This is a genomic window from Streptomyces sp. NPDC041940, assembly GCF_055589465.1.
On record NZ_JBVJBP010000013.1, the window covers coordinates 97094 to 117076 of the forward strand.

Below are 19983 nucleotides of genomic sequence, written 5' to 3' on the forward strand. Positions count from 1 at the left end.
GCCGGTGAGGGCTCCGTGGGGACGGGGGCCCTCACCGGCATTTCCGTGCTCATCCCGCCTACAGGCTGCGGGCGGTGATGTCGCCGTAGGCGGTGGTCGCGCGGATGTTCAGGCCGGCGGCGGCGCCCTCGGCGTTCATCAGCGCGTTGTGGACCCGGCCGAAGCCGGTGCCGGCGTCCAGGGAGGCGGAGACGCCGCGGCCGGCGCCGACCGAGATCTCGCCGTGCTCGGTGCGCAGCTCGACCGTGCCGCCCATGGCCTCGGCGACCCGGATGTCGCCCTTCTGGGTCCTGATCTCGGCGGAGCCGCCGAGCCGGCCGACCGAGACGTCGCCGGAGAGGAGGGTGAGGCGGGCGCCCTCGGTCTCGTCGAGCTTGACCGAGCCCTGCGCGCCCTCGAAGGCGACATCGCCGAGCCGTCCGACACCCCGGAACTCGGAGCTGTCCGCCTTCGCCTCGACACGGGAGCCGGCGGGCAGCTGGACGGTCACCTCGACGGATCCGGAGTGGCCGAGGATCCGGTTCTTCGCCGGTGCGGCCTCGATCCGCAGGACGCCGTCGCCGAACTCGACGCCGATCTGCTCCGCCGCCTTCACGTCGCGGCCGTTCGAGCTGTTCGCGGGCCGGACCTCGACGGTGGTGTCGGCCCGGTCGGCGGCGATGAACTGGACGCGTCCGGCGGGGATGTCGAGGACGGCGGCGATCGGGGCGGGGGTGGTGAACTTCTGCATCGCGCTCTCCTTGAGCTCGTCGTTTCTGATGAAAGAAACGCTACGTTGCGTTCATGGATCTGGCAACGCACTCGTTGCGATCGATGGCAGTAAGGGCAGGTCAGATTGGCAATTTCGTTGCAATGGTCTCTGGTTTAACGCAACGCCATTCATGCATTCGTTGCAATGAAATGAAGGTGAACGCTATGCTGGAGGCCAGCTGAGAAGAACGAAGGAGATCGCGATGCCGGGAGGCAGGCTCACCCAGCAGGAACGTCAGCAGATCGCGCTGGGACTGGCCGACGGCCTCGCCTACGCGGAGATCGCCCGACGCGTCGACCGCCCGACCTCCACCATCACGCGCGAGGTCATGCGCAACGGCGGCCCCACCGCCTACCGCGCCGACCTGGCCCACCGGGCCACCGAACGCCGCGCCCACCGGCGCCGGCAGGCCGCGCCCCGGGCGGCGGAGGCGCCCCCGCAGGCCCACGGGCGCGACGCCGAGGCCGTGCGGGAGTACGAGGAGGTGTTCACCACCGTCCTCATGGCCTCGGGCATGACCACGATGCCGGCCCGGGTGATGGCCTGCCTCACCCTCACCGACAGCGGCAGCCTCACCGCGTCCGAACTGGTCCAGCGCCTCCAGGTCAGCCCGGCGTCCATCTCCAAGGCGGTCGCGTTCCTCGACAGCCAGGGCCTCGTCCGCCGGGAACGCGACGAACGCCGCCGTGAGCGCTACACCGTCGACGACGACATCTGGTACCAGTCGATGATGGCCAGCGCCCGGTCCATCGCCCAGCTCGTCGAGATCGCACGCCAGGGCGTCGGCGTCCTCGGCCCCGGCACCCCGGTCGCCGCCCGCCTGGAGAACATCGCCCGCTTCCTCGACTTCGTCAGCGAGAGCACGGCCCGCGCGGCGGAACAGGCCCGCGAGATCCTCCGTACGAAGGTCGAGGGGACCCAGGGGGCATGACGCCCGCTCCATCCCCCCTCGCGTGCCTGATACACGGACCGCTAGCGTGCCCCCATGACGACGACAGCCGCCACTGACGCCGATGACTCCGGGGCACATCCCCTTTTCGCCCAGGCCCTGCGGGAGCTCGGGCTCGACGAGGTCGTGCCGCTCGTCCGGCGTTTCCCGGAAGCCACCCGTACCGCCCCCGAAGCCGCCGCCGCTCTCGGGTGTGAGCTGAGCCAGATCTGCAAGTCACTGATCTTCGCGGCGGACGGGGTGCCCGTGCTGGTGCTCATGGACGGGGCCTCCCGGGTCGACCTCGAACTGGTGCGCAAGGAACTCGGTGCGGACAAGGTCACCCGGGCCAGGGCCGACATCGTGCGGGAGACGACCGGCTATGCCATCGGCGGCGTGCCGCCCTTCGGGCACCGGACGAAGACACGCGTGCTCGCCGACCGGTCCCTGCTCGACCACGAGACCGTGTGGGCGGCGGCCGGGACGCCGTACACCGTGTTCCCCATGACGCCCCGCGACCTCGTCGCCCACGCCGGCGCGACTCTGGTGGACGTGCGCGAGAGCGCCACGTGACGCCGCTGGTCACGGCCGCGGTGCTGCTCGCCGCCGTGACCCACGCCAGCTGGAACGCCATCGCGCACAAGATCACGGACAAGCTCGCCGGGTTCGCGCTCATCTCGGGCGGCGGAGTGGTCATCGGGCTGGCGCTCGCGCCGTTCGTGGCGTTCCCGGCGGCCGGGGCGTGGCCGTATCTGCTGTTCTCGGCCGCCATCCACATCGCCTACTACGCCCTGTTGATGAAGTCCTTCCGGCTGGGCGACTTCGGGCAGGCCTATCCCATCGCGCGCGGCACCGCGCCCCTCGTCGTGACCCTGCTCGCCGCGCTCTTCGCACACGAGGTGCCCGACGGGTGGGCCGCCGCCGGTATCGCCCTGTCGTGCGCGGGACTGACCGGCGTCGCCCTGTGGGGGCTGCGCGGGCGGCGGCCCGACTGGGCGGCGATCGGGGCGGCCCTGGCGACCGGGCTGACGATCGCCGTGTACACCGTCGTGGACGGACTGGGCGTGCGGGCGTCGGGCTCCCCGCTCGGGTACATCGCCTGGCTGATGGCCGTGCAGGGGGTCGTCATCCCCGCGTACGCCCTGAGCCGCTGGCGCGGGCGGACCGTCGCCCTGCTGCGGCCGTTCGCCGTGACCGGGCTCATCGGGGCCGCCCTCTCCGTCGCCGCCTACGCCCTCGTCCTGTGGGCCCAGACCAAGGCCGAACTCGCGCCCATCGCCGCCCTGCGCGAGTCGTCGATCATCGTGGGCGCGGCGATCGGCGCCGTGTTCTTCAAGGAGCGCTTCGGGGTTCCGAGGATCGCGGCGGCCGGGCTGCTCCTCGTCGGGATCGGGTTGATGCTGCACGCCGGGTAGGCAAGGCGGGTGCACTCGCGTACCCGGAGGAGCACCCTGGAACTAGGTCTTCCGGAGGTGATCGTCATGATGCACACCCGAGCGGGATGGCACGTCGAGATGGAGTTCATGGAGGACGAGCAGCACACGCGCGCGGTCGCGATGGTGAGGCTGCCCGACGGCAGCGAGGTACGGGCGCACGGGGCGGCCAACCGGCACCGGTCCGACGCCAACCAGCCCAGGGTCGGAGAGGAGATCGCCGGGGCCCGGGCGCTCAACGAACTCGCCATGCGGTTGCTGACCAAAGCCCATGAGGAGATCGACCAGGCGTCCGGGCGGATCTCCCACCCGATCCACGTCTAGTCAGTCACCGAGGGCCTGCCGTACCGCCCGCACCAGCCCCTGGGCCCGCGGATCCGCCGTCACCGTCTTGCGGAAGCCGTTCGTGACGTAGCCGAAGGCGATCTTGGACTCCGGGTCCGCGAAGCCCAGGGCGCCGCCGCGGCCCGGGTGGCCGAAGGAGCCCGGGGCCAGGAGGGGCGAGGCGCTGCCGTGCAGCATGTAGCCGAGGCCGAAGCGGGTGCCGACCACCAGGACGCGGTCGGGGCCCGCCGACTCCTCGGCCCGGGCCAGTTCGACCGTCTCCGGCGTGAAGAGGCGTGCGACACCGGCCGTGTCGCCGGTCAGTGTCGCGTAGAAGCGGGCCAGCCCGTCCGCCGTCGCGATGGCGTTGGTCGCGGGCAGGGCCGCCGCGCGGTAGGCGGGGTCGTTCTGCTCCGGGAACGGGGTGATCGCCGCGAAGGCCCGGCGGGTCAGGGAGGCCGGGTCCTCGTAGGCCTCGGTGACCGAGCGCTTCGGGCGGGCGCGCAGGCCCCCCGTCGGCTCGGGGCCCTCGACGCGGCCCGCGCGTCCCACCCGGTGGGACTCCGACTCGGGCAGACCGAGCCAGAGATCCAGGCCCAGCGGGCCGGTGACCTGTGCCGCGAGCCACTCGCCCGCGCCCTGCCCGGTCACCCGCCGCACCAGTTCGTCGAGCATCCAGCCGTAGGTGAGCGCGTGGTAGCCGTGGTCGGTGCCGGGTTCCCACACGGGGGCCTGGGCGGCGACCGCCTCGGGGCCCCGCAGCGGGTCGAGGGCCTGCTCGGGGGTGAGGGGGTGGTCGAGGACCGGCAGTCCGGCCCGGTGGTTCAGGACGTGCCGGACCAGCACCCGCTCCTTGCCCCGCGCCTTGAACTCCGGCCAGTAGTGGCCCACCGGCGCGTCCAGGTCCAGCTGTCCGCGCTGGTGCAGCAGGAGCGGTACGGCGGCGGCCACGCCCTTCGTCGCCGAGCGCACGACCTGGGCGGTGCCGTGCTCCCAGGGGGCCGTGCCGTCGACGTCCTTGGTGCCGGCCCACAGGTCGACGACCTGCCGCCCGTCCCGGTAGACGGCGACCGACGCGCCCCGCTCCCCGAGCGTCTGGAAGTTCCGTACGAACGCTTCCCTGACCGGCTCGAAGCCCTCGGCGACTGTGCCGTTCACGTCCACGTCCGTACTCCTCGTATTGCCGGGCTGCTCCCCTCTAGCCAAGCAGGATCGTCACGTCGATGTTCCCGCGGGTCGCGTTCGAGTACGGGCAGATCGCGTGGGCCGCGTCCACCAGCTTGGTCGCGAGGTCGGGGTCGACGACCGGCAGGGAGACGCTCAGGGCGACCGCGAGGCCGTAGCCGTGCTGGGCGTTGGGGCCGATGCCGACCTTCGCGGCGACGGTGGAGCCGGTCAGGTCGTAGCCCTCGCGGTTGCCGACCAGGATCAGGGCGTTGTGGAAGCACGAGCTGTAGCCGGCCGCGAAGAGCTGTTCCGGGTTGGTGCCGTTGCCGTCGCCGCCGAGCTGCGGGGGCATCGCGACCTTGAGCTCGATCTGGCCGTCCTGGCTGGTGACGTAGCCCTCACGGCCGCCGTGGGCGGTGGCCTCCGCGACGTACATGATCTTCGTCGGGCGGGTGTCGACGGCGGGGCCGTCAGTCATGCTGTCCTCCCCCGGAAACAGGTGTGCACAAACACATCGTGCACAAGGTACTGGCCGGTAATCGGCCTGCGCCACCAGGGTGGGTGACAACCCGGGACGACTCGCGGTCAGCGCGCCCGGTCGGCCGCCGACTCCGCCTTCTCGGCCAGGTGCCACAGGTCCTCGCGGAGCCGCGCGATCTCCGTGCCGTCCAGGCCCGTCGCAGCGAGCAGCGCGCCGGGCACGCAGGTCGCGCGCTCCCGGAGTTCCTCCCCCCGTCCGGTCACGGCCACGAGCACCGACCGCTCGTCCCGCGCCGACCGTTCGCGCCGCAGCAGACCCGCCGCCTCCAGCCGCTTCAGCAGCGGCGAGACCGTGCCGTAGTCGAGGCGCAGGGCCGCGGCCAGCTCCTTGACCGTGGTCTCGCCGCGCTCCCACAGGACCAGCAGCACGAGGTACTGGGGATAGGTGAGGCCGAGTGCGTCGAGGAGCGGGCGGTACGCGGCCGTCACCGCGCGCTGGGCGGCGTACAGCGCGAAGCACAGCTGCTCGTCCAGCAGCAGCGATCCGGCGTCCTCTTCGTTCGTCACGCGCTCATTGTCACGGACGGGCCTCGGCGGCCGGCACGGAACGCGGATCGAAGCCGAACGGCAACTCCAGCCGGTGGGCGCGCATCAGCTCCTCGTCACAGAGCAGTGCGCCGGTCGGACCGTCCGCCGCGATCACGCCCTCACTGAGGACCAGGGAGCGCGGGCACAGCTCCAGGGCGTAGGGGAGGTCGTGCGTGACCATCAGGACCGTCACGTCCAGCGAGCGCAGGATGTCGGCCAGTTCGCGGCGGGAGGCGGGGTCGAGGTTGGAGGAGGGCTCGTCGAGGACGAGGATCTCCGGTTCCATGGCGAGGACGGTCGCCACGGCCACCCGGCGGCGCTGCCCGAAGGAGAGGTGGTGCGGCGGGCGGTCCTTGAACTCCGCCATGCCGACCCGCTCCAGGGCCCGGTCCACGCGCTCCTCCAGCTCCGGCCCCTTCAGCCCGCCCGCCGCCGGCCCGAACGCCACGTCCTCCCGGACGGTCGGCATGAAGAGCTGGTCGTCCGGGTCCTGGAAGACGATGCCGACCCGGCGCCGGATCTCGGCCATGTGCTGCTTGCCGACGGGCAGCCCGGCGACCTTCACCGTGCCGGTGCCGCCGGTCAGGATGCCGTTGAGGTGCAGCACGAGGGTCGTCTTGCCGGCGCCGTTCGGCCCGAGCAGCGCGACCCGCTCACCGCGCGCGACCGAGAAGTCGACGCCGAAGAGGGCCTGGTGGCCGTCGGGATACGCGAAGGCCAGTCCGGCCACTTCCAGCGAGGGGGTCACATCAGTCACAGGGCCCATCCCAGCAGACAGACGACGAGGGCCGCGCCCGGGAGGGCCAGGGCGTACGACCACTGCGCCCGGGACGCGGTCACCTCGTCGATGACCGGCATGGCACCGGCGTAGCCCCGGCTGACCATGGCCAGATGCACGCGCTCGCCGCGTTCGTAGGAGCGGATGAACAGGGCGCCGGCCGACTTGGCGAGCACGCCCCAGTGCCGGACGCCCTTCGCCTCGAAGCCGCGGGACTCCCGGGCGATCCGCATGCGCCGCATCTCGTCCGCGATGACGTCGCCGTAGCGGATCATGAAGGACGCGATCTGCACGAGGAGCGGCGGCAGCTTGAGGCGCTGCAGGCCGAGGAGCAGTTCGCGCAGGTCGGTGGTGGCGGCGAGGAGTACGGACGCGGCGACGCCGAGCGTGCCCTTGGCGAGCACGTTCCAGGCGCCCCACAGGCCGTTGACGCTCAGGGACATGCCCAGCACGTCGACCCGCTCGCCCTCCGCCACGAACGGCATGAGCACCGCGAACGCGACGAACGGCACCTCGATCAGCAGCCGCCGGAGCAGGAACCCGGCGGGCACGCGCGCGACGCCCGCGACGACGCCCAGCAGCACGGCGTACCCCCCGAACGCCCACATCGCCTCGCGCGGCGTCGCCACCACGACCAGCACGAAGGCGAACACGGCGGCGAGCTTGGTGTGCGGCGGCAGGGCGTGCACGGGTGAGTGCCCGTGCCGGTAGAGCTTGTGCGCGTGCCCTGCTCCCATGTCAGACGCTCGTGGTGCTCGATGTGTCCGTGGGGGACGTGTCGTCCGAACGGCGCCGACGTACGGCCCAGAAGACACCGCTGCCCGCGACGACCGTGACACCCACGCCGATGACGCCCGCCAGACCCCCGGACAGGCGGGCGTCATCGACATCCTTGACGCCGTAGTCGGCGAGCGGGGAGCCGGCCGCGGCGTGCTCCTCGGCCTTCTTGTCGATGCCGTGGTCGGTGGCGACCTTCTCCAGGCCGTCCGGGTTGGCGGAGGCGTAGAAGCTGACGAGTCCGGCCAGCAGGAGGGAGGTGACCAGGCCCGCGGCCCACACCCTGCGGTGGGAGGTGCGGGCGGCCACGGGTGCGGGCTCGGGCTCGGCGCCGGGCGCGTCGACCAGTTCGCCGTTCACCCGCAGCTTGAGCTTCGGGGTGAGGTCGCGGGCGCCGTGGACCAGGTCCGGGCGCACGGCGAGGACCGCGCCGACGGTCAGCGCGGTGATCGCGGCCTCACCGATGCCGATCAACAGGTGCACGCCGACCATCGCGGTGGCGACCTTGCCGATGGAGACGTCGGTGGTGCCGCCGATGGCGTACATGAGCGTGAAGGCGAGCGCGGCGGCCGGGACGGAGACGAGGGCGGCGACGAAGGAGGCCGCGGTGATCGACCGGCGGGTGCGCGGGAGCACCTTCACCAGGCCCCGGAAGAGGGCGTAGGCGACGACCGTCGTGACGATCGCCATGTTGGTGATGTTCACGCCGAGCGCGGTCAGGCCGCCGTCCGCGAAGAGCAGGCCCTGCATCAGCAGGACGACGGAGACGCACAGGACCGCTGTATAGGGGCCGACGAGTATCGCGGCCAGCGCACCGCCCAGCAGATGGCCGCTGGTCCCGGCCGCGACGGGGAAGTTGAGCATCTGCACCGCGAAGATGAACGCCGCCACGAGGCCGGCCAGCGGGGCGGTGCGCTCGTCGAGTTCGCGCCGCGCGCCGCGCAGGCTCACGGCGACGGCGCCCGCGGCGATCACACCGGTGGCGACTGAGGTGGGGGCGTCGATGAATCCGTCAGGTACATGCACTATTCGATGATGTGGCTTGATGCGAACGGTTTGCAAGAGCGTGACGCTCGTCTTATCTCACCCGTGATATGTCCGGCCGCAAAGGCGCAATCCGGAAAATATGCGACATTGGAGAGGAAGTGGACGCACAGTTTCCACACAGATGGCGCACGGTGAAGGGGCCGTCCGATGTCCGTAGTCGAGCAGTACGCGCGAGCCCATATCGTCACGGACGCGGCCGTCCCGCTGATCGATGAGCTGGAGGCGGTTCCGGTCACTCTGCGGTACGACCCGGACCGCGATCCCCGTGCCGTGGGCATCAAGCTGCCGGGTGCCGGGGCGCGCGAGTGGACCTTCGGCCGTGAACTCCTGGAGGAGGGGCTGCGGGCCCCCGCGGGCAGCGGTGAGGTGCGGGTGTGGCCGTGTGGCCGGGTGCAGGCCGTGGTCGAGTTCCACTCCGCGGAGGGCGTGCTGGTGGTGCAGTTCGAACGGCAGGCGCTGCTGCGGTTCCTGCGGCGGACGTACATCGCCGCCGCGGAACCGGTCATCCACTGACCTTCCGGGTCAGCTCCCCGCCTTCAGCAGCGCCGCCACGATCGGCCCGGCCGTGGAGCCGCCGTGGCCGCCCTGCTGGACCACGCCCGCTGCCGCGAGGTCGCCCCGGTAGGCGGTGAACCAGCCGTTCGGCTTCTTCTGGTTGTCGACCTCGGCGGACCCGGTCTTGGCGCCGACATCGCCGCTGACCCCGGACATCGCCTCCGCCGCCGTCCCGGCGGCGGCCGTGTACGACATCAGCTCACGCAACTGCGAGAGCGTGCCCGACGACATCGTGCGCGAGGCCTTGGCGAGCTTGCGGTCATCCACGTCGGGGGAGACCAGGTACGGCTGGTGGAAGGTGCCGCTCTTGACCGTCGCCGACACCGACGCCATGTTCAGTGGGTTCATCCGGACCCCGCCCTGCCCGATCAGCGAGGCCCCCATCTGGGCCGCCGACTGCACCGGCACGGCGCCGTCGAAGGACGGCACACCGATCGCCCAGTTGTTCATCCCCAGGCCGAAGACCTGCTGGGCCTGCTTGGTGAGGTCGTCGTCCTTGAGCTTCGGCGCCTGGCTGATGAAGGCCGTGTTGCAGGAGCGGGCGAAGCTCGCCTTGAACGTGCCGTTCTTGATCTCGAACTTGTCGTCGTTCTGGAACTTCCAGTGCCCGTACGTGAAGTACTTCGGGCACGGGTGCTTCTTGTCCGCCGACGCCAGGCCCTTGTCCAGCAGCAGCGAGGCGGTGATGACCTTCATCGTGGAGCCGGGCGCGAGCGAGCCCTGGAAGGCGGTGTTGAAGCCGGGCGAGGCGTTGGCGGCGGCCAGGATCTCGCCGGTCGAGGCCCGCATGACGGCCACCGACGACTTGGCCTTCTTCGCGACCTGCTTCTCGGCCGCCGCCTGGAGGGCCGGGTCCAGCGTGGTCTTCACCGTGCCGGGCGTGCCCTCGCTCAGCTCCAGCAGGGTCTTGTCCGAGAGGTCGTCCGACTTGGCGGACTTCCCGCGCACGACCCGCAGTTCGATACCGGCCTTGCCGCCGGCCTCCTTGCCGTACTTCTCGCGCAGCCCGTCCAGGACCGGGCCGAGCGAGGCGTACTTCTGCTTGGTCAGCTCGCCCCCGTCCCGGTCGAGCGCCTTGACCGGGGGCGTGCCCGCCTCGCCGGTGACCAGCTTGTCGCCGTCCTTCAGATCCGGGTGGACGACCGCCGAGTGCCAGTCCACCAGCGGCTTTCCGTCGCTGGTGCGGCGCACGACGGTCAGCGCGCTCTCGTACGCGAGCGGCTTCTCGGTGTTCTTGTACGCCACCGTGCCCTTGACGGAGAACGGCACCTTGTCACCGGTGGGCTTGCCCGGGGTGAGGGTGACGTCCTTGACGCGGGCGTCCTTGGTCCAGCCGGTGAGCAGGGCCGTCGCCGCGGCCGCTTCGTCGGTGGCCGCCGCGGCCTGCGGGACCTTCCCGGACTGCCAGGCGGTGAGGAAGGCGCGGGCGGTGGTGGTGACCTCGGTCGCCGAGAGCGGCCCGGTCTTCACCTTGGGCTTCTGGTCCGATGCCGTCCGGCTGCCGTCGTCGGCGGCCGCGCCGCCGCCGAACAGCGCGTAGGCGCCGAACCCGGCGCCACCGACGACCACGGCGATCACCCCGCCGATCACGGCGGGTCTGGTCTTCCGTCGCTCGGCGACGCGCCTTCTGTTGCCCACTGCTTGTCCGTTCCTCCGCGAATCCCCAGGGTCCCCGTTGCCCTCAGACGTCCCAACGACGCCCACCACCCTAGAGTCCCGTCCCGCGCGCGTGAGATCAGCCACCCGTTCGTAGCACGGCTGCGACAATCGGCCCGGCCGCGTCACCGCCGTGACCGCCCTCCTCGGTCATGGCCGCCGCCGCGACGTCGCCCCGGAACCCGGTGAACCAGCTGTTGGACTTGGCGTTGCCGTCGACCTCGGCGGAACCGGTCTTGGCGCCGATGTCGCCGCCCAGTCCCCGCATGGCCTCCGCGGCGGTGCCCTGCGTGGCGGTGAGCCGCATCATCTGCTTGAGCTGGGAGGCGGTGCTCGCCCGCAGCCCCTCCGCCTGCGCGAGCTGCCGGCCGTCCAGCTCCGGCGACACGAGGTAGGGCTGGCGGAAGCCGCCGGTGATCGCGGTCGCGGTCACCGAGGCCATGTTCAGCGGGCTCATCTGGACCTGGCCCTGCCCGATGGCGCCGGCCGCCCGGTCCGGTCCGCCGACCTCGGGGACACTGCCGTCGAAGGAGACGATGCCGGTCTTCCAGTTGTCCTGCCCGAGCCCGAAGCGCCGCTCGGCCTCCTGCGTCAGCGAGGCGTCGGTGAGCGGCTTCTCGTCGATGAGCTTGATGAAGGCGGTGTTGCAGGACCGCATGAAGCTGTTGGCCAGCGTGGCGTCCTCATCGGCCTTCATGCCGGTGAGGTTCTTGAACGTCTGGCTCTGCCACACGGCGGTGTCCGGGCAGGGCGCCGGGCCGTTCATCGAGGTCACGCCGTTGTCGATGAGCATCGCGGCGGTCATGATCTTCATGGTGGAGCCGGGGGCGGCCTTGCCCTCGAAGGCGGCGTTGAACGCGTCCTGACGGTGGTTGGCCACGGCCAGGACCTCGCCGGTGCTCGGCTTCACGGCCACGACCGACGACTGGGCGAACTTCTCGACCGCCTTCTCGGCCGCCGCCTGGGCGCTCGGGCTGATCGTGGTGGTCAGCTTGCCCGGCTTGCCCTTGGCGAGGGTCAGCAGCGGGGTGTCGGGGACGCCCTCGCCGGCGTGCCGGATCACCAGCTCGATGCCGGGGGTGCCGCCGGCCTCCTTGCCGTACTTGGCGCGCAGGGCGTCCAGGACCGGGCCGAGGGAGGGGTACTTCTCCTTCGTCAGCTCGGTGCCGTCACGGCCGGTGGCCTCGATCGGCGGGTTGGCCGACTTCTCCGTGACGAGCGTGTCGTCCTTCTTCAGCTCGGGGTGGACGACAGCGGGCCGCCAGTCGACCAGCGCCCGCCCGGTGGTGAGCCCGCGCACGACCTTCAGCTCGCTCTGGTAGCCGATCGGCTTCGACTTCCCGTCGTAGGCCACCTTCGCCTTCACCCTGTACGGCACGGTGGTGCCGCTCGCCGTGCCGGGCGTGATCTTCACGTCGGTGAGGTGCGCGTCGTCCCCGAAGGCGGTGAGCAGCTGCTCGGCCGCCGCGTCGTTGTTCGTGTACGACGCCGCCGTCGCGGCCTCACCTTTCTCCCAGGCCGCGAAGAACTTGGTGCTGGTCTCCTCGACCTCGTCCTTGCCGGGCGGCCCCGACTTCTTCTCCGCCGCCACCCCGCTCGTGCCCCCGTCGCCGGCCAGCGCGCTCACGATGTTGAAGGCGCCGTACCCGGCCCCACCCACCATCACCGCGAACACGCCGCCTATGACAGCGACCTTGACCCCCTTGGCCATCAGGCCGTCCTCTCCCCGTTGAGCCTCCACGCGCTCCTTTGAACGCGTTCAGAAAGCTCGATCCCGGGAGCACTCTAGGGGGAAGCGGTTACCACAGGTACGGGTGTTTCGATTCTTGACCGAAACGTAGGTCAGACCCAGGTATCCAGCCACATCCGCGACCGCCAGTCGTCGATCGGGATGGCCGTGCCGGTGTACAGGGGCCAGAAGTAGATGAAGTTCCAGGCGATCAGCAGGACCAGGACGCCCGCGCCCGTGGCGCCCGCGACGCGGCGGGTGTCGGAGGAGCGGGGCGGGCCGATGATCGCGCCGAGGAGCATCGCCACCGCCAGGCACAGGAACGGCAGGAAGACGACGGCGTAGAAGAAGAAGATCGTGCGCTCCTGGTACATGAACCAGGGCAGGTAGCCGGCCGCGATGCCGCAGGCGATGGCGCCCGCGCGCCAGTCGCGGCGGAAGAACCAGCGCCACAGGACGTAGAGGACCGCGAAGCAGCCGACCCACCACAGCAGCGGTGTGCCGAGGGCGAGCACCTCGCTGGCGCACTTCCCGCCCGCGTCGGCCGGGCAGCCGTCCTTGCCGGGCGCCGGGGACTCGTAGAAGTACGACACCGGGCGGCCGAGGACGAGCCAGCTCCACGGGTTGGACTGGTACGTGTGCGGCGAGGACAGGCCGACGTGGAACTCGTACACCTGGTGCTCGTAGTGCCACAGGCTGCGCAGCCAGTCGGGCAGGAAGGTCCAGCTGCCGCCCTTGCCGCTGGTCGCGGCCCAGTTGCGGTAGTAGCCGCCGGAGCCGTCGGTGGCGGAGAGGATCCAGCCGGTCCAGGCCAGGACGTAGGTGACGAGGGCGACCGGGACCGTGGCGAGGAACGCGAGGCCCAGGTCGCGCCTGAGGACCGCCGAGTAAGGGTGCCGGGCGCCGGCCACCCGGCGCGAGGCGACGTCCCACAGGACCGCCATCAGGCAGAACGCGGCCAGGACGTAGAGGCCGTTCCACTTCGTGCCGAACGCCAGACCCAGCATCAAGCCCGCGCCCCAGCGCCAGGGCCGCCATCCCAGCCGGGCCGTCTCGGCCGTGTGCCGGTCGGGCCGGACCCGGCCGTCGGCGTCCACCGGGAGCGCCGCGGCGAGTCTCTCGCGGGCCTTGTCGCGGTCCACGAGCAGACAGCCGAACGCGGCCAGCACGAAGAACATCAGCACGCCGTCGAGCAGCGCCGTGCGGCTCATCACGAAGTGCAGGCCGTCCACCGCCATCAGCGCGCCCGCCAGACAGCCCAGGAAGGTGGAGCGGAACAGCCGGCGGCCGATCCGGCACAGCATCAGCACCGACAGCGTGCCGAGCAGCGCCGTCATGAAACGCCAGCCGAAGGGGTCGAAGCCGAACAGCAGCTCGCCGATCCCGATGACGTACTTGCCGACCGGCGGGTGCACGACGTACGCCGCGTCCCCCGGGATCGTGACCTGCCCGCCCGACAGGATCAGATCGTTGGCGTTCTTGTCCCAGTTGACCTCGAAACCGCGGTGGACCAGACCCCACGCGTCCTTGGCGTAGTACGTCTCGTCGAATATCACCGCCTTGGGGTGGCCCAGGTTCCAGAACCGCAGCACGCCCGCCAGCAGCGTGACCAGCAGCGGGCCGATCCAGGCCGACCAGCGCACCAGCCGTCCCGCCAGGGTGTGCGGGACGCCGAGCGCCGCCCACAGGCGCGGGCCGGGCTCGGTGTACGGCGGCACCAGGCGTTCACGGACGTCGCGGGCGTCGCTTCTGGGCTGCCCCTGGTAGCCGAAGCGGCGCAGCCGCTGCTGCCAGGGCGGCCGCTGCTCGAGCGGCGCCTGGCCCTGCCGGGTGTCCGTGGAGGACGCGGTACTGGTCACCGCGCCATCGTAGGGAACCGTTCTGTGTGAGTCCCGTGCATGGCCGGTATGCGTCCGCATCCTCCGCCCCTGGGAGGATGGTGAGGTGACTGGAATCCTCGTACTCGCAGGTACCCCCATCGGCGACATCGCGGACGCCCCGCCCCGGCTCGCCGACGAATTGGCCGGAGCCGATGTCGTCGCCGCCGAGGACACACGGCGGCTGCGGCGACTGACCCAGGCCCTGGGGGTCACGCCCAAGGGGCGGATCGTCTCGTACTTCGAGGGCAACGAGGCGGCGCGGACGCCCGAGCTGGTCGAGGAGCTGGCGGGCGGGGCGCGGGTGCTGCTGGTCACGGACGCGGGCATGCCGTCGGTGTCGGACCCCGGCTACCGGCTGGTCGCCGCCGCCGTCGAGCGGGACATACGGGTCACCGCCGTGCCCGGGCCGTCCGCCGTGCTCACCGCGCTCGCGCTGTCGGGGCTGCCCGTCGACCGGTTCTGCTTCGAGGGGTTCCTGCCGCGCAAGGCGGGGGAGCGGCTGGGGCGGCTGCGGGAGGTGGCCGGGGAGCGGCGCACCCTCGTCTACTTCGAGGCTCCGCACCGGCTCGACGACACGCTGGCGGCGATGGCCGAGGTGTTCGGCGCGGAGCGGCGGGCCGCGGTGTGCCGGGAGCTGACCAAGACGTACGAGGAAGTGCGGCGCGGGGGGCTGGGGGAACTGGCCGCCTGGGCCGCTGAGGGGGTGCGCGGGGAGATCACCGTGGTGGTGGAGGGCGCGCCCGAGAAGGGGCCCGAGGAGATCGGGCCCGAGGAGCTGGTGCGGCGGGTCCGGGTGCGGGAGGAGGCGGGGGAGCGGCGCAAGGAGGCCATCGCCGCGGTCGCGGTGGAGGCCGGGGTGCCCAAGCGAGTGGTCTTTGATGCCGTTGTCGCCGCGAAGAACTCCGCGTGACGGTTGTGCAGGACACCCTCTGAGCAGGGCGCATGTCGAATGAGCGTGCGCCCCATGGGTGGGCAAAGCAGGACGGGCGCTGGGGCAAGGAACGCCCAAATCGGCGCCAATAGTCGACAGGTCTGCTGCCTTCGGACCGGCGGAGGAGTCCACTGGGTTGCGGGGACGGAATCGTCCTCACGCCACAGCGGACAACAGGAGCTGGCATGACTGAGATCGCAGGGCAGACCGGGCTCCGCGCCGGTGCGACCGCCGTCGTCAACGAGTCGTACTCCTTCGCCTGCATGCGCTGCGGGCACGGCTGGGAGCAGTCGTACGAGATAGAGCACCACACGGACGCCGCCGGGCACGAGTTCGTCCTCTACGTGGCGGACGGCAAGGTCGTGCCCTCACCCCTGTCCAAGCCCACGTGCCAGAACTGCGACGGCCACGTCGTACGGATCATGCGGCCCGGGCGTGTCGAGTCGGCGCGCAACGCCGCGCGCAGGCCCCGCCGCGTGCCGCCGCCCGGCGGGCCGGCGGAGGCGGACGCCGAGGACAGTGGAGCGGACGGGCGGGAAGAGCCCGAGCACCACCACTGGCATCTGTCCGATCTGCTCCACCCCTTCCAGCGCAAGGCGAGCTGACCCGTCCGGCTCCCCTTGTCCGACGCCCTCCCCGGTCCTCCCCCATCGGGGAGGGCGTACCCCTTTCGTAGGATCGGGGCATGCCTTCGAACGACTCCGGCAAGAACGCCGCGCCCCCGCTCCCGGAACCCCTCCGGGTGCCGGTCGCCGACTCCCACACCCACCTGGACATGCAGTCCGGCACGGTCGAGGAGGCGCTGGCGAAGGCGGCCTCGGTCGGAGTGACGACGGTCGTCCAGGTCGGCTGCGACCTCAAGGGCTCGCGGTGGGCCGCCGAGACGGCAGCCGCGTACGACGCCGTCCACGCGACGGTCGCCCTGCATCCGAACGAGGCGCCCCGCATCGTGCACGGCGACCCCGACGGTTGGTCCCGGCAGGGGGCGCGGGAACCGGGCGGGCAGGCGGCCCTGGACGACGCGCTCGCCGAGATCGACCGGCTGGCCGCGCTGGAGCAGGTCAAGGGCGTCGGTGAGACGGGCCTCGACTACTTCCGCACCGGGCCCGAGGGCAAGGAGGCGCAGGAGAGGTCCTTCCGCGCCCACATCGAGATCGCCAAGCGGCACGGCAAGGCCCTGGTCATCCACGACCGCGAGGCCCACGCCGACGTCCTGCGCGTCCTGAAGGAGGAGGGCGCCCCCGAGCGGACCGTCTTCCACTGCTACTCCGGCGACGCCGAGATGGCGGAGATCTGCGCGAGCGCGGGCTACTTCATGTCCTTCGCCGGCAACGTCACCTTCAAGAACGCCCAGAACCTGAGGGACGCGGTGGCGGTGGCCCCGCCGGAGCTGCTGCTGGTGGAGACGGACGCGCCCTTCCTCACACCGGCGCCGTACCGCGGGCGGCCCAACGCCCCCTACCTCGTGCCGATCACGGTGCGGGCCATGGCCGAGGTGCGCGGCGCCGACGAGGACACGCTGGCCACGGCACTCGCGGCGAACACGGCACGCGCCTTCGGTTACTGACCCACACCGCCGACCTCACCGCACGACTGTGCGTAGTCGCGTCGCTTTGGAGAGTGACGACCGCTCCGCTAGGTTCTGGGGGCCCGATCCGGACCCCTCTGGACCCCCTCCGGCCCCTGGAGCGTGTCGGCGTGAGCAACTCGCAGTACGAGACGTATGGCCCGGCCTGCGCGGAGCCGGTGCGTGGCGGTTTCGACGGTGTCTACGAGGACACCTACCGGCCCGCCTACGAGGAGCCGCCGCCCCTGCCCGGACTGCCCCGGCAGGGCGCGCCGGGGCAGCTCGGATCCGAGGCCGACCCCGAGGTCGAACCCGAGGTTGGATCGGCACCGGTGTCCGTCGTACGCCCGACACGCGCCGAAGCCCGCGCTGAAGCCCGCGCCGCGGCGCGCAACGGCTCACACCGCCGGTCCGCACGCCGGCGCAAGGCGCGGTACGCCGAGCGCTCGGACGGCTCCATGCTGCGGCTGCTCCCGCAGGCCCTGGTCGTCGCCTTCCTGGCGGGCGGCACCACGGCGTTCGTCGCCAAGGACAAGGCGATCGAGCTGAACGTCGACGGCAAGGCACGCACGCTGCACACCTTCGCCGACGACGTCACCGAGCTGCTGTCGCAGGAGGGCGTCGAGGTCGGCGCCCACGACGTGGTGGCGCCCGGGCCCGGCACGGAGATCGCCAGCGGCGACGAGGTCGCCGTGCACTACGCCCGCCCCGTGCGGCTCACCCTCGACGGGCACCGGCGCGAGGTGTGGACGACGGCACACACGGTGGCGGGGGCACTCCGAGAGCTGGGGGTGCGTCAGGAGGGCGCGTACCTGTCCACCTCGCGCTCCCGGCAGATCGGCCGTGAGGGGCTCGCACTGGACGTGCGGACCGAGCGCACGGTCACGGTCATGGCCGACGGCCGGGCCCGCACCGTCCGCACCAACGCGGCGACCGTGCGGGAGGCCGTGGACGAGGCCGGGATCACCCTGCGCGGCCAGGACACCACGTCCGTCCCGCAGGGCAGCTTCCCTCGCGACGGGCAGACCGTCACGGTGCTGCGGATCACCGGCGGCAAGGAGGTCCGCGAGGAGGCGATCCCCTTCCAGACGCGGCGCAGCGAGGATCCGACCCTGTTCCAGGGCACGGAGGTCGTGGAGCGCGCGGGCGAGGCGGGCCTGCGCCGGGTCACGTACTCCCTGCGCACCGTCAACGGCGTCAAGCAGAAGCCGCGCCGGATCAGGGCCGAGGTGGTGCGTGAGCCGCGCCCGCAGGAGGTGAAGGTCGGCACGAAGCCCCGGCCGACGTCCGTGCAGGGCGCCGACCACCTCAACTGGCAGGGCCTCGCGGCCTGCGAGTCCGGCGGCCGCCCCGACGCGGTCGACTCCTCGGGCACCTACGGAGGCCTCTACCAGTTCGACACCCACACCTGGCAGTCCCTCGGCGGCAGCGGCCGCCCCCAGGACGCCCCGGCGGCGGAACAGACGTACCGCGCGAAGAAGCTGTACGTACGGCGGGGCGCGAGTCCCTGGCCGCACTGCGGGGGGCGGCTGCACGGGTAGGGACGGCCGCCCGGCGTGGCCGCGTTCGAAGCCCCCGTACCCTTGTCCCCGTGACCAGCCCCGCCCCCGACGCCCTCCTCGGCGCCGCCGACGTCCGCGAACTCGCGACCGCCCTCGGCGTACGCCCCACCAAGCAACGCGGCCAGAACTTCGTGATCGACGCGAACACCGTCCGCCGTATCGTCCGCACCGCACAGGTCCGGCCCGACGACGTGGTCGTCGAGGTCGGCCCGGGGCTCGGCTCCCTCACCCTCGCGCTGCTGGAGGCCGCCGACCACGTCACGGCCGTCGAGATCGACGACGTGCTGGCCGCCGCGCTGCCCGCGACCATCACGGCCCGCATGCCGGAGCGCGCCGACCGGTTCGCCCTCGTCCACTCCGACGCGATGCACGTCACGGAGCTGCCGGGCCCGGCCCCGACCACGCTGGTCGCCAACCTGCCCTACAACGTGGCCGTCCCGGTGCTGCTGCACATGCTCGCCACCTTCCCGACCATCGACCGCACGCTCGTCATGGTCCAGTCGGAGGTCGCCGACCGGCTCGCCGCCGACCCCGGCTCGAAGGTGTACGGCGTGCCCTCCGTGAAGGCCAACTGGTACGCCGAGGTCAAGCGCGCGGGCGCCATCGGGCGGAACGTCTTCTGGCCGGCGCCCAACGTCGACAGCGGTCTGGTCTCCCTGGTCCGCCGCACCGAGCCGATCAAGACGACGGCCTCCAGGAAGGACGTGTTCGCCGTCGTCGACGCGGCCTTCGCCCAGCGCCGCAAGACGCTGCGGGCCGCGCTCGCCGGCTGGGCCGGTTCCGCCGCCGCAGCGGAGGAGGCCCTCGTCGCCGCCGGGGTGTCGCCGCAGGCCCGGGGCGAGTCCCTGACCGTGGAAGAGTTCGCGCGTATCGCCGAGCACAAGGCGAACCAGCACCAGGAGAAGGAGCCCGTGTGAGCGTCACGGTCCGTGTCCCCGCCAAGGTCAACGTCCAGCTGGCGGTGGGCCCAGCCCGACCAGACGGCTTCCACCCCCTGGCCAACGTCTTCCTCGCCGTCAGCCTCTACGACGAGGTCACCGTGACCCCGGCCGACGAACTCCGCGTCACCTGCGAGGGCCCGGACGCCGACCTGGTCCCCCTGGACCGTACGAACCTGGCCGCACGCGCGGCGATCGCGCTGGCCGAACGCCACGGCCGCAGCCCCGACGTCCACGTCCACATCGCCAAGGACATCCCCGTCGCCGGCGGCATGGCGGGCGGCAGCGCGGACGGCGCCGCCGCCCTGGTCGCCTGCGACGCGCTGTGGGAGACCGGCGCCTCCCGTGACGAACTGCTCGACATCTGCGCCGAGCTGGGCAGCGACGTGCCGTTCAGCCTGGTCGGCGGGGCGGCCCTCGGCATCGGGCGGGGCGAGCAGCTGACGCCCCTGGAGACCGGCGGCGCCTTCCACTGGGTGTTCGCCATGGCCGAGCGTGGCCTGTCCACCCCGGCCGTGTTCCGCGAGTTCGACCGGCTCGGCGAGGGCACGGACATCCCTGAGCCCGTCGCCTCCCAGGAACTCCTCGCGGCCCTGGCGAAGGGCGACCCGGACGCGCTCGCCGCCGCCGTCTCCAACGACCTCCAGCCCGCCGCCCTGTCCCTCTACCCGGACCTCGCCGGCACCCTGGCCACCGGCCGCGCCGCGGGCGCCCTCGCCGCCCTGGTCTCCGGCTCCGGCCCGACCACGGCGTTCCTCGTCCGCGACCCGGAGTCGGCGGCCGCGGTGGCGCAGGCGCTGCTGTCCTCGGGCACGTGCCGGACCGTGCGGACGGCGTCGGGGCCGACGCCCGGGGCGATGGTCGCCGGGCTTTAATCGCGTGCGGCGGCCGC

Annotated in this window: 21 protein-coding genes; 11 read left to right on the plus strand and 10 right to left on the minus strand. The window is 72.0% G+C overall.

Going from position 1 to position 19983, the window contains the following annotated elements; genetic code table 11:
• Positions 1-58 precede the first annotated feature (58 nt).
• Positions 59-730: a DUF4097 family beta strand repeat-containing protein gene (locus ACZ6I3_RS22545; protein WP_469416811.1), complete on the minus strand. Its 672-nt coding sequence runs from the start codon at positions 728-730 to the stop codon at positions 59-61.
• 223 nt (positions 731-953) lie between these two features.
• On the opposite strand from ACZ6I3_RS22545, the gene ACZ6I3_RS22550 reads away from it, so the two are divergent.
• The 4 genes from ACZ6I3_RS22550 to ACZ6I3_RS22565 all read left to right on the plus strand — a co-directional run bounded on the left by ACZ6I3_RS22550 (position 954) and on the right by ACZ6I3_RS22565 (position 3436).
• Entirely contained in the window at positions 954-1682 is a 729-nt protein-coding gene (locus ACZ6I3_RS22550) for a helix-turn-helix domain-containing protein (RefSeq protein ID WP_469416813.1), read from the plus strand.
• Between the two features lie 54 nt (positions 1683-1736).
• Positions 1737-2252, plus strand: a complete 516-nt coding sequence (locus tag ACZ6I3_RS22555) for a YbaK/EbsC family protein (RefSeq protein ID WP_469416814.1) — start codon at positions 1737-1739, stop codon at positions 2250-2252.
• Complete coding sequence (locus ACZ6I3_RS22560) at positions 2249-3094, plus strand: EamA family transporter (RefSeq protein ID WP_469416816.1); 846 nt, start codon at positions 2249-2251, stop codon at positions 3092-3094. The genes ACZ6I3_RS22555 and ACZ6I3_RS22560 overlap by 4 nt, the downstream gene beginning before the upstream one ends.
• 66 nt (positions 3095-3160) lie before the next feature.
• Entirely contained in the window at positions 3161-3436 is a 276-nt protein-coding gene (locus ACZ6I3_RS22565; protein WP_469416817.1) for a DUF1876 domain-containing protein, read from the plus strand.
• On the opposite strand, the gene ACZ6I3_RS22570 is transcribed toward ACZ6I3_RS22565, so the two are convergent.
• The 6 genes from ACZ6I3_RS22570 to ACZ6I3_RS22595 all read right to left on the minus strand — a co-directional run bounded on the left by ACZ6I3_RS22570 (position 3437) and on the right by ACZ6I3_RS22595 (position 8252).
• On the minus strand, positions 3437-4600 hold the full coding sequence (locus tag ACZ6I3_RS22570; RefSeq protein WP_469416818.1) for a serine hydrolase domain-containing protein: 1164 nt from the start codon (positions 4598-4600) through the stop codon (positions 3437-3439). It abuts the gene before it with no gap.
• Positions 4601-4634: 34 nt separating this feature from the next.
• A complete protein-coding gene (locus ACZ6I3_RS22575; RefSeq protein WP_469416820.1) occupies positions 4635-5081 on the minus strand; it encodes an organic hydroperoxide resistance protein in 447 nt (148 codons plus the stop codon).
• 107 nt (positions 5082-5188) lie between these two features.
• The gene (locus ACZ6I3_RS22580) at positions 5189-5650 is read right to left on the minus strand and encodes a MarR family winged helix-turn-helix transcriptional regulator (RefSeq protein WP_469416821.1); all 462 of its coding nucleotides are present in this window, start codon (positions 5648-5650) and stop codon (positions 5189-5191) included.
• A 10-nt stretch (positions 5651-5660) separates the two neighbouring features.
• On the minus strand, positions 5661-6437 hold the full coding sequence (locus ACZ6I3_RS22585; protein ID WP_469416823.1) for an energy-coupling factor ABC transporter ATP-binding protein: 777 nt from the start codon (positions 6435-6437) through the stop codon (positions 5661-5663).
• Positions 6425-7186, minus strand: a complete 762-nt coding sequence (gene cbiQ / locus ACZ6I3_RS22590) for a cobalt ECF transporter T component CbiQ (RefSeq protein ID WP_382832164.1) — start codon at positions 7184-7186, stop codon at positions 6425-6427. Before cbiQ ends, ACZ6I3_RS22585 begins: the two co-directional genes overlap by 13 nt.
• Before the next feature lies 1 nt (position 7187).
• A complete protein-coding gene (locus tag ACZ6I3_RS22595) occupies positions 7188-8252 on the minus strand; it encodes an energy-coupling factor ABC transporter permease (protein WP_469416825.1) in 1065 nt (354 codons plus the stop codon).
• Between the two features lie 168 nt (positions 8253-8420).
• Between ACZ6I3_RS22595 and ACZ6I3_RS22600 the strand changes: the two genes are divergently transcribed.
• The gene (locus ACZ6I3_RS22600) at positions 8421-8786 is read left to right on the plus strand and encodes an SsgA family sporulation/cell division regulator (protein ID WP_469416826.1); all 366 of its coding nucleotides are present in this window, start codon (positions 8421-8423) and stop codon (positions 8784-8786) included.
• 9 nt (positions 8787-8795) lie between these two features.
• On the opposite strand, the gene ACZ6I3_RS22605 is transcribed toward ACZ6I3_RS22600, so the two are convergent.
• From ACZ6I3_RS22605 to ACZ6I3_RS22615, 3 genes are all read right to left on the minus strand, one after another.
• Complete coding sequence (locus tag ACZ6I3_RS22605) at positions 8796-10466, minus strand: penicillin-binding transpeptidase domain-containing protein (RefSeq protein WP_469416828.1); 1671 nt, start codon at positions 10464-10466, stop codon at positions 8796-8798.
• Positions 10467-10563: 97 nt separating this feature from the next.
• Positions 10564-12195, minus strand: a complete 1632-nt coding sequence (locus tag ACZ6I3_RS22610; protein ID WP_469417017.1) for a penicillin-binding transpeptidase domain-containing protein — start codon at positions 12193-12195, stop codon at positions 10564-10566.
• A gap of 131 nt (positions 12196-12326) precedes the next feature.
• The gene (locus ACZ6I3_RS22615) at positions 12327-14072 is read right to left on the minus strand and encodes a dolichyl-phosphate-mannose--protein mannosyltransferase (RefSeq protein WP_469416830.1); all 1746 of its coding nucleotides are present in this window, start codon (positions 14070-14072) and stop codon (positions 12327-12329) included.
• An 85-nt stretch (positions 14073-14157) separates the two neighbouring features.
• Between ACZ6I3_RS22615 and rsmI the strand changes: the two genes are divergently transcribed.
• From rsmI to ACZ6I3_RS22645, 6 genes are all read left to right on the plus strand, one after another.
• Positions 14158-15003 (plus strand): 16S rRNA (cytidine(1402)-2'-O)-methyltransferase, encoded by an 846-nt coding sequence (gene rsmI / locus ACZ6I3_RS22620; RefSeq protein WP_469416831.1) that lies wholly within the window; start codon positions 14158-14160, stop codon positions 15001-15003.
• A gap of 206 nt (positions 15004-15209) precedes the next feature.
• Positions 15210-15629, plus strand: a complete 420-nt coding sequence (locus ACZ6I3_RS22625) for a hypothetical protein (RefSeq protein WP_469416832.1) — start codon at positions 15210-15212, stop codon at positions 15627-15629.
• An 80-nt stretch (positions 15630-15709) separates the two neighbouring features.
• On the plus strand, positions 15710-16591 hold the full coding sequence (locus ACZ6I3_RS22630; RefSeq protein ID WP_469416833.1) for a TatD family hydrolase: 882 nt from the start codon (positions 15710-15712) through the stop codon (positions 16589-16591).
• Positions 16592-16722: 131 nt separating this feature from the next.
• Positions 16723-18132 (plus strand): ubiquitin-like domain-containing protein, encoded by a 1410-nt coding sequence (locus ACZ6I3_RS22635; protein ID WP_469416835.1) that lies wholly within the window; start codon positions 16723-16725, stop codon positions 18130-18132.
• 50 nt (positions 18133-18182) lie between these two features.
• On the plus strand, positions 18183-19070 hold the full coding sequence (rsmA, locus tag ACZ6I3_RS22640) for a 16S rRNA (adenine(1518)-N(6)/adenine(1519)-N(6))-dimethyltransferase RsmA (RefSeq protein WP_469416837.1): 888 nt from the start codon (positions 18183-18185) through the stop codon (positions 19068-19070).
• Positions 19067-19966, plus strand: coding sequence for a 4-(cytidine 5'-diphospho)-2-C-methyl-D-erythritol kinase (locus tag ACZ6I3_RS22645; RefSeq protein WP_469416839.1), 900 nt, complete (start codon positions 19067-19069; stop codon positions 19964-19966). Before rsmA ends, ACZ6I3_RS22645 begins: the two co-directional genes overlap by 4 nt.
• Positions 19967-19983 lie beyond the last annotated feature (17 nt).

Coding starts and splice junctions, on each gene's coding strand:
- ACZ6I3_RS22545 (WP_469416811.1), bottom strand. CDS start 730: ATGCAGAAGTTCACCACCCCCGCCCCGATCGCCGCCGTCCTCGACATC.
- ACZ6I3_RS22550 (WP_469416813.1), top strand. CDS start 954: ATGCCGGGAGGCAGGCTCACCCAGCAGGAACGTCAGCAGATCGCGCTG.
- ACZ6I3_RS22555 (WP_469416814.1), top strand. CDS start 1,737: ATGACGACGACAGCCGCCACTGACGCCGATGACTCCGGGGCACATCCC.
- ACZ6I3_RS22565 (WP_469416817.1), top strand. CDS start 3,161: ATGATGCACACCCGAGCGGGATGGCACGTCGAGATGGAGTTCATGGAG.
- ACZ6I3_RS22575 (WP_469416820.1), bottom strand. CDS start 5,081: ATGACTGACGGCCCCGCCGTCGACACCCGCCCGACGAAGATCATGTAC.
- ACZ6I3_RS22585 (WP_469416823.1), bottom strand. CDS start 6,437: ATGGGCCCTGTGACTGATGTGACCCCCTCGCTGGAAGTGGCCGGACTG.
- cbiQ (WP_382832164.1), bottom strand. CDS start 7,186: ATGGGAGCAGGGCACGCGCACAAGCTCTACCGGCACGGGCACTCACCC.
- ACZ6I3_RS22600 (WP_469416826.1), top strand. CDS start 8,421: ATGTCCGTAGTCGAGCAGTACGCGCGAGCCCATATCGTCACGGACGCG.
- ACZ6I3_RS22610 (WP_469417017.1), bottom strand. CDS start 12,195: ATGGCCAAGGGGGTCAAGGTCGCTGTCATAGGCGGCGTGTTCGCGGTG.
- ACZ6I3_RS22625 (WP_469416832.1), top strand. CDS start 15,210: ATGACTGAGATCGCAGGGCAGACCGGGCTCCGCGCCGGTGCGACCGCC.
- ACZ6I3_RS22630 (WP_469416833.1), top strand. CDS start 15,710: ATGCCTTCGAACGACTCCGGCAAGAACGCCGCGCCCCCGCTCCCGGAA.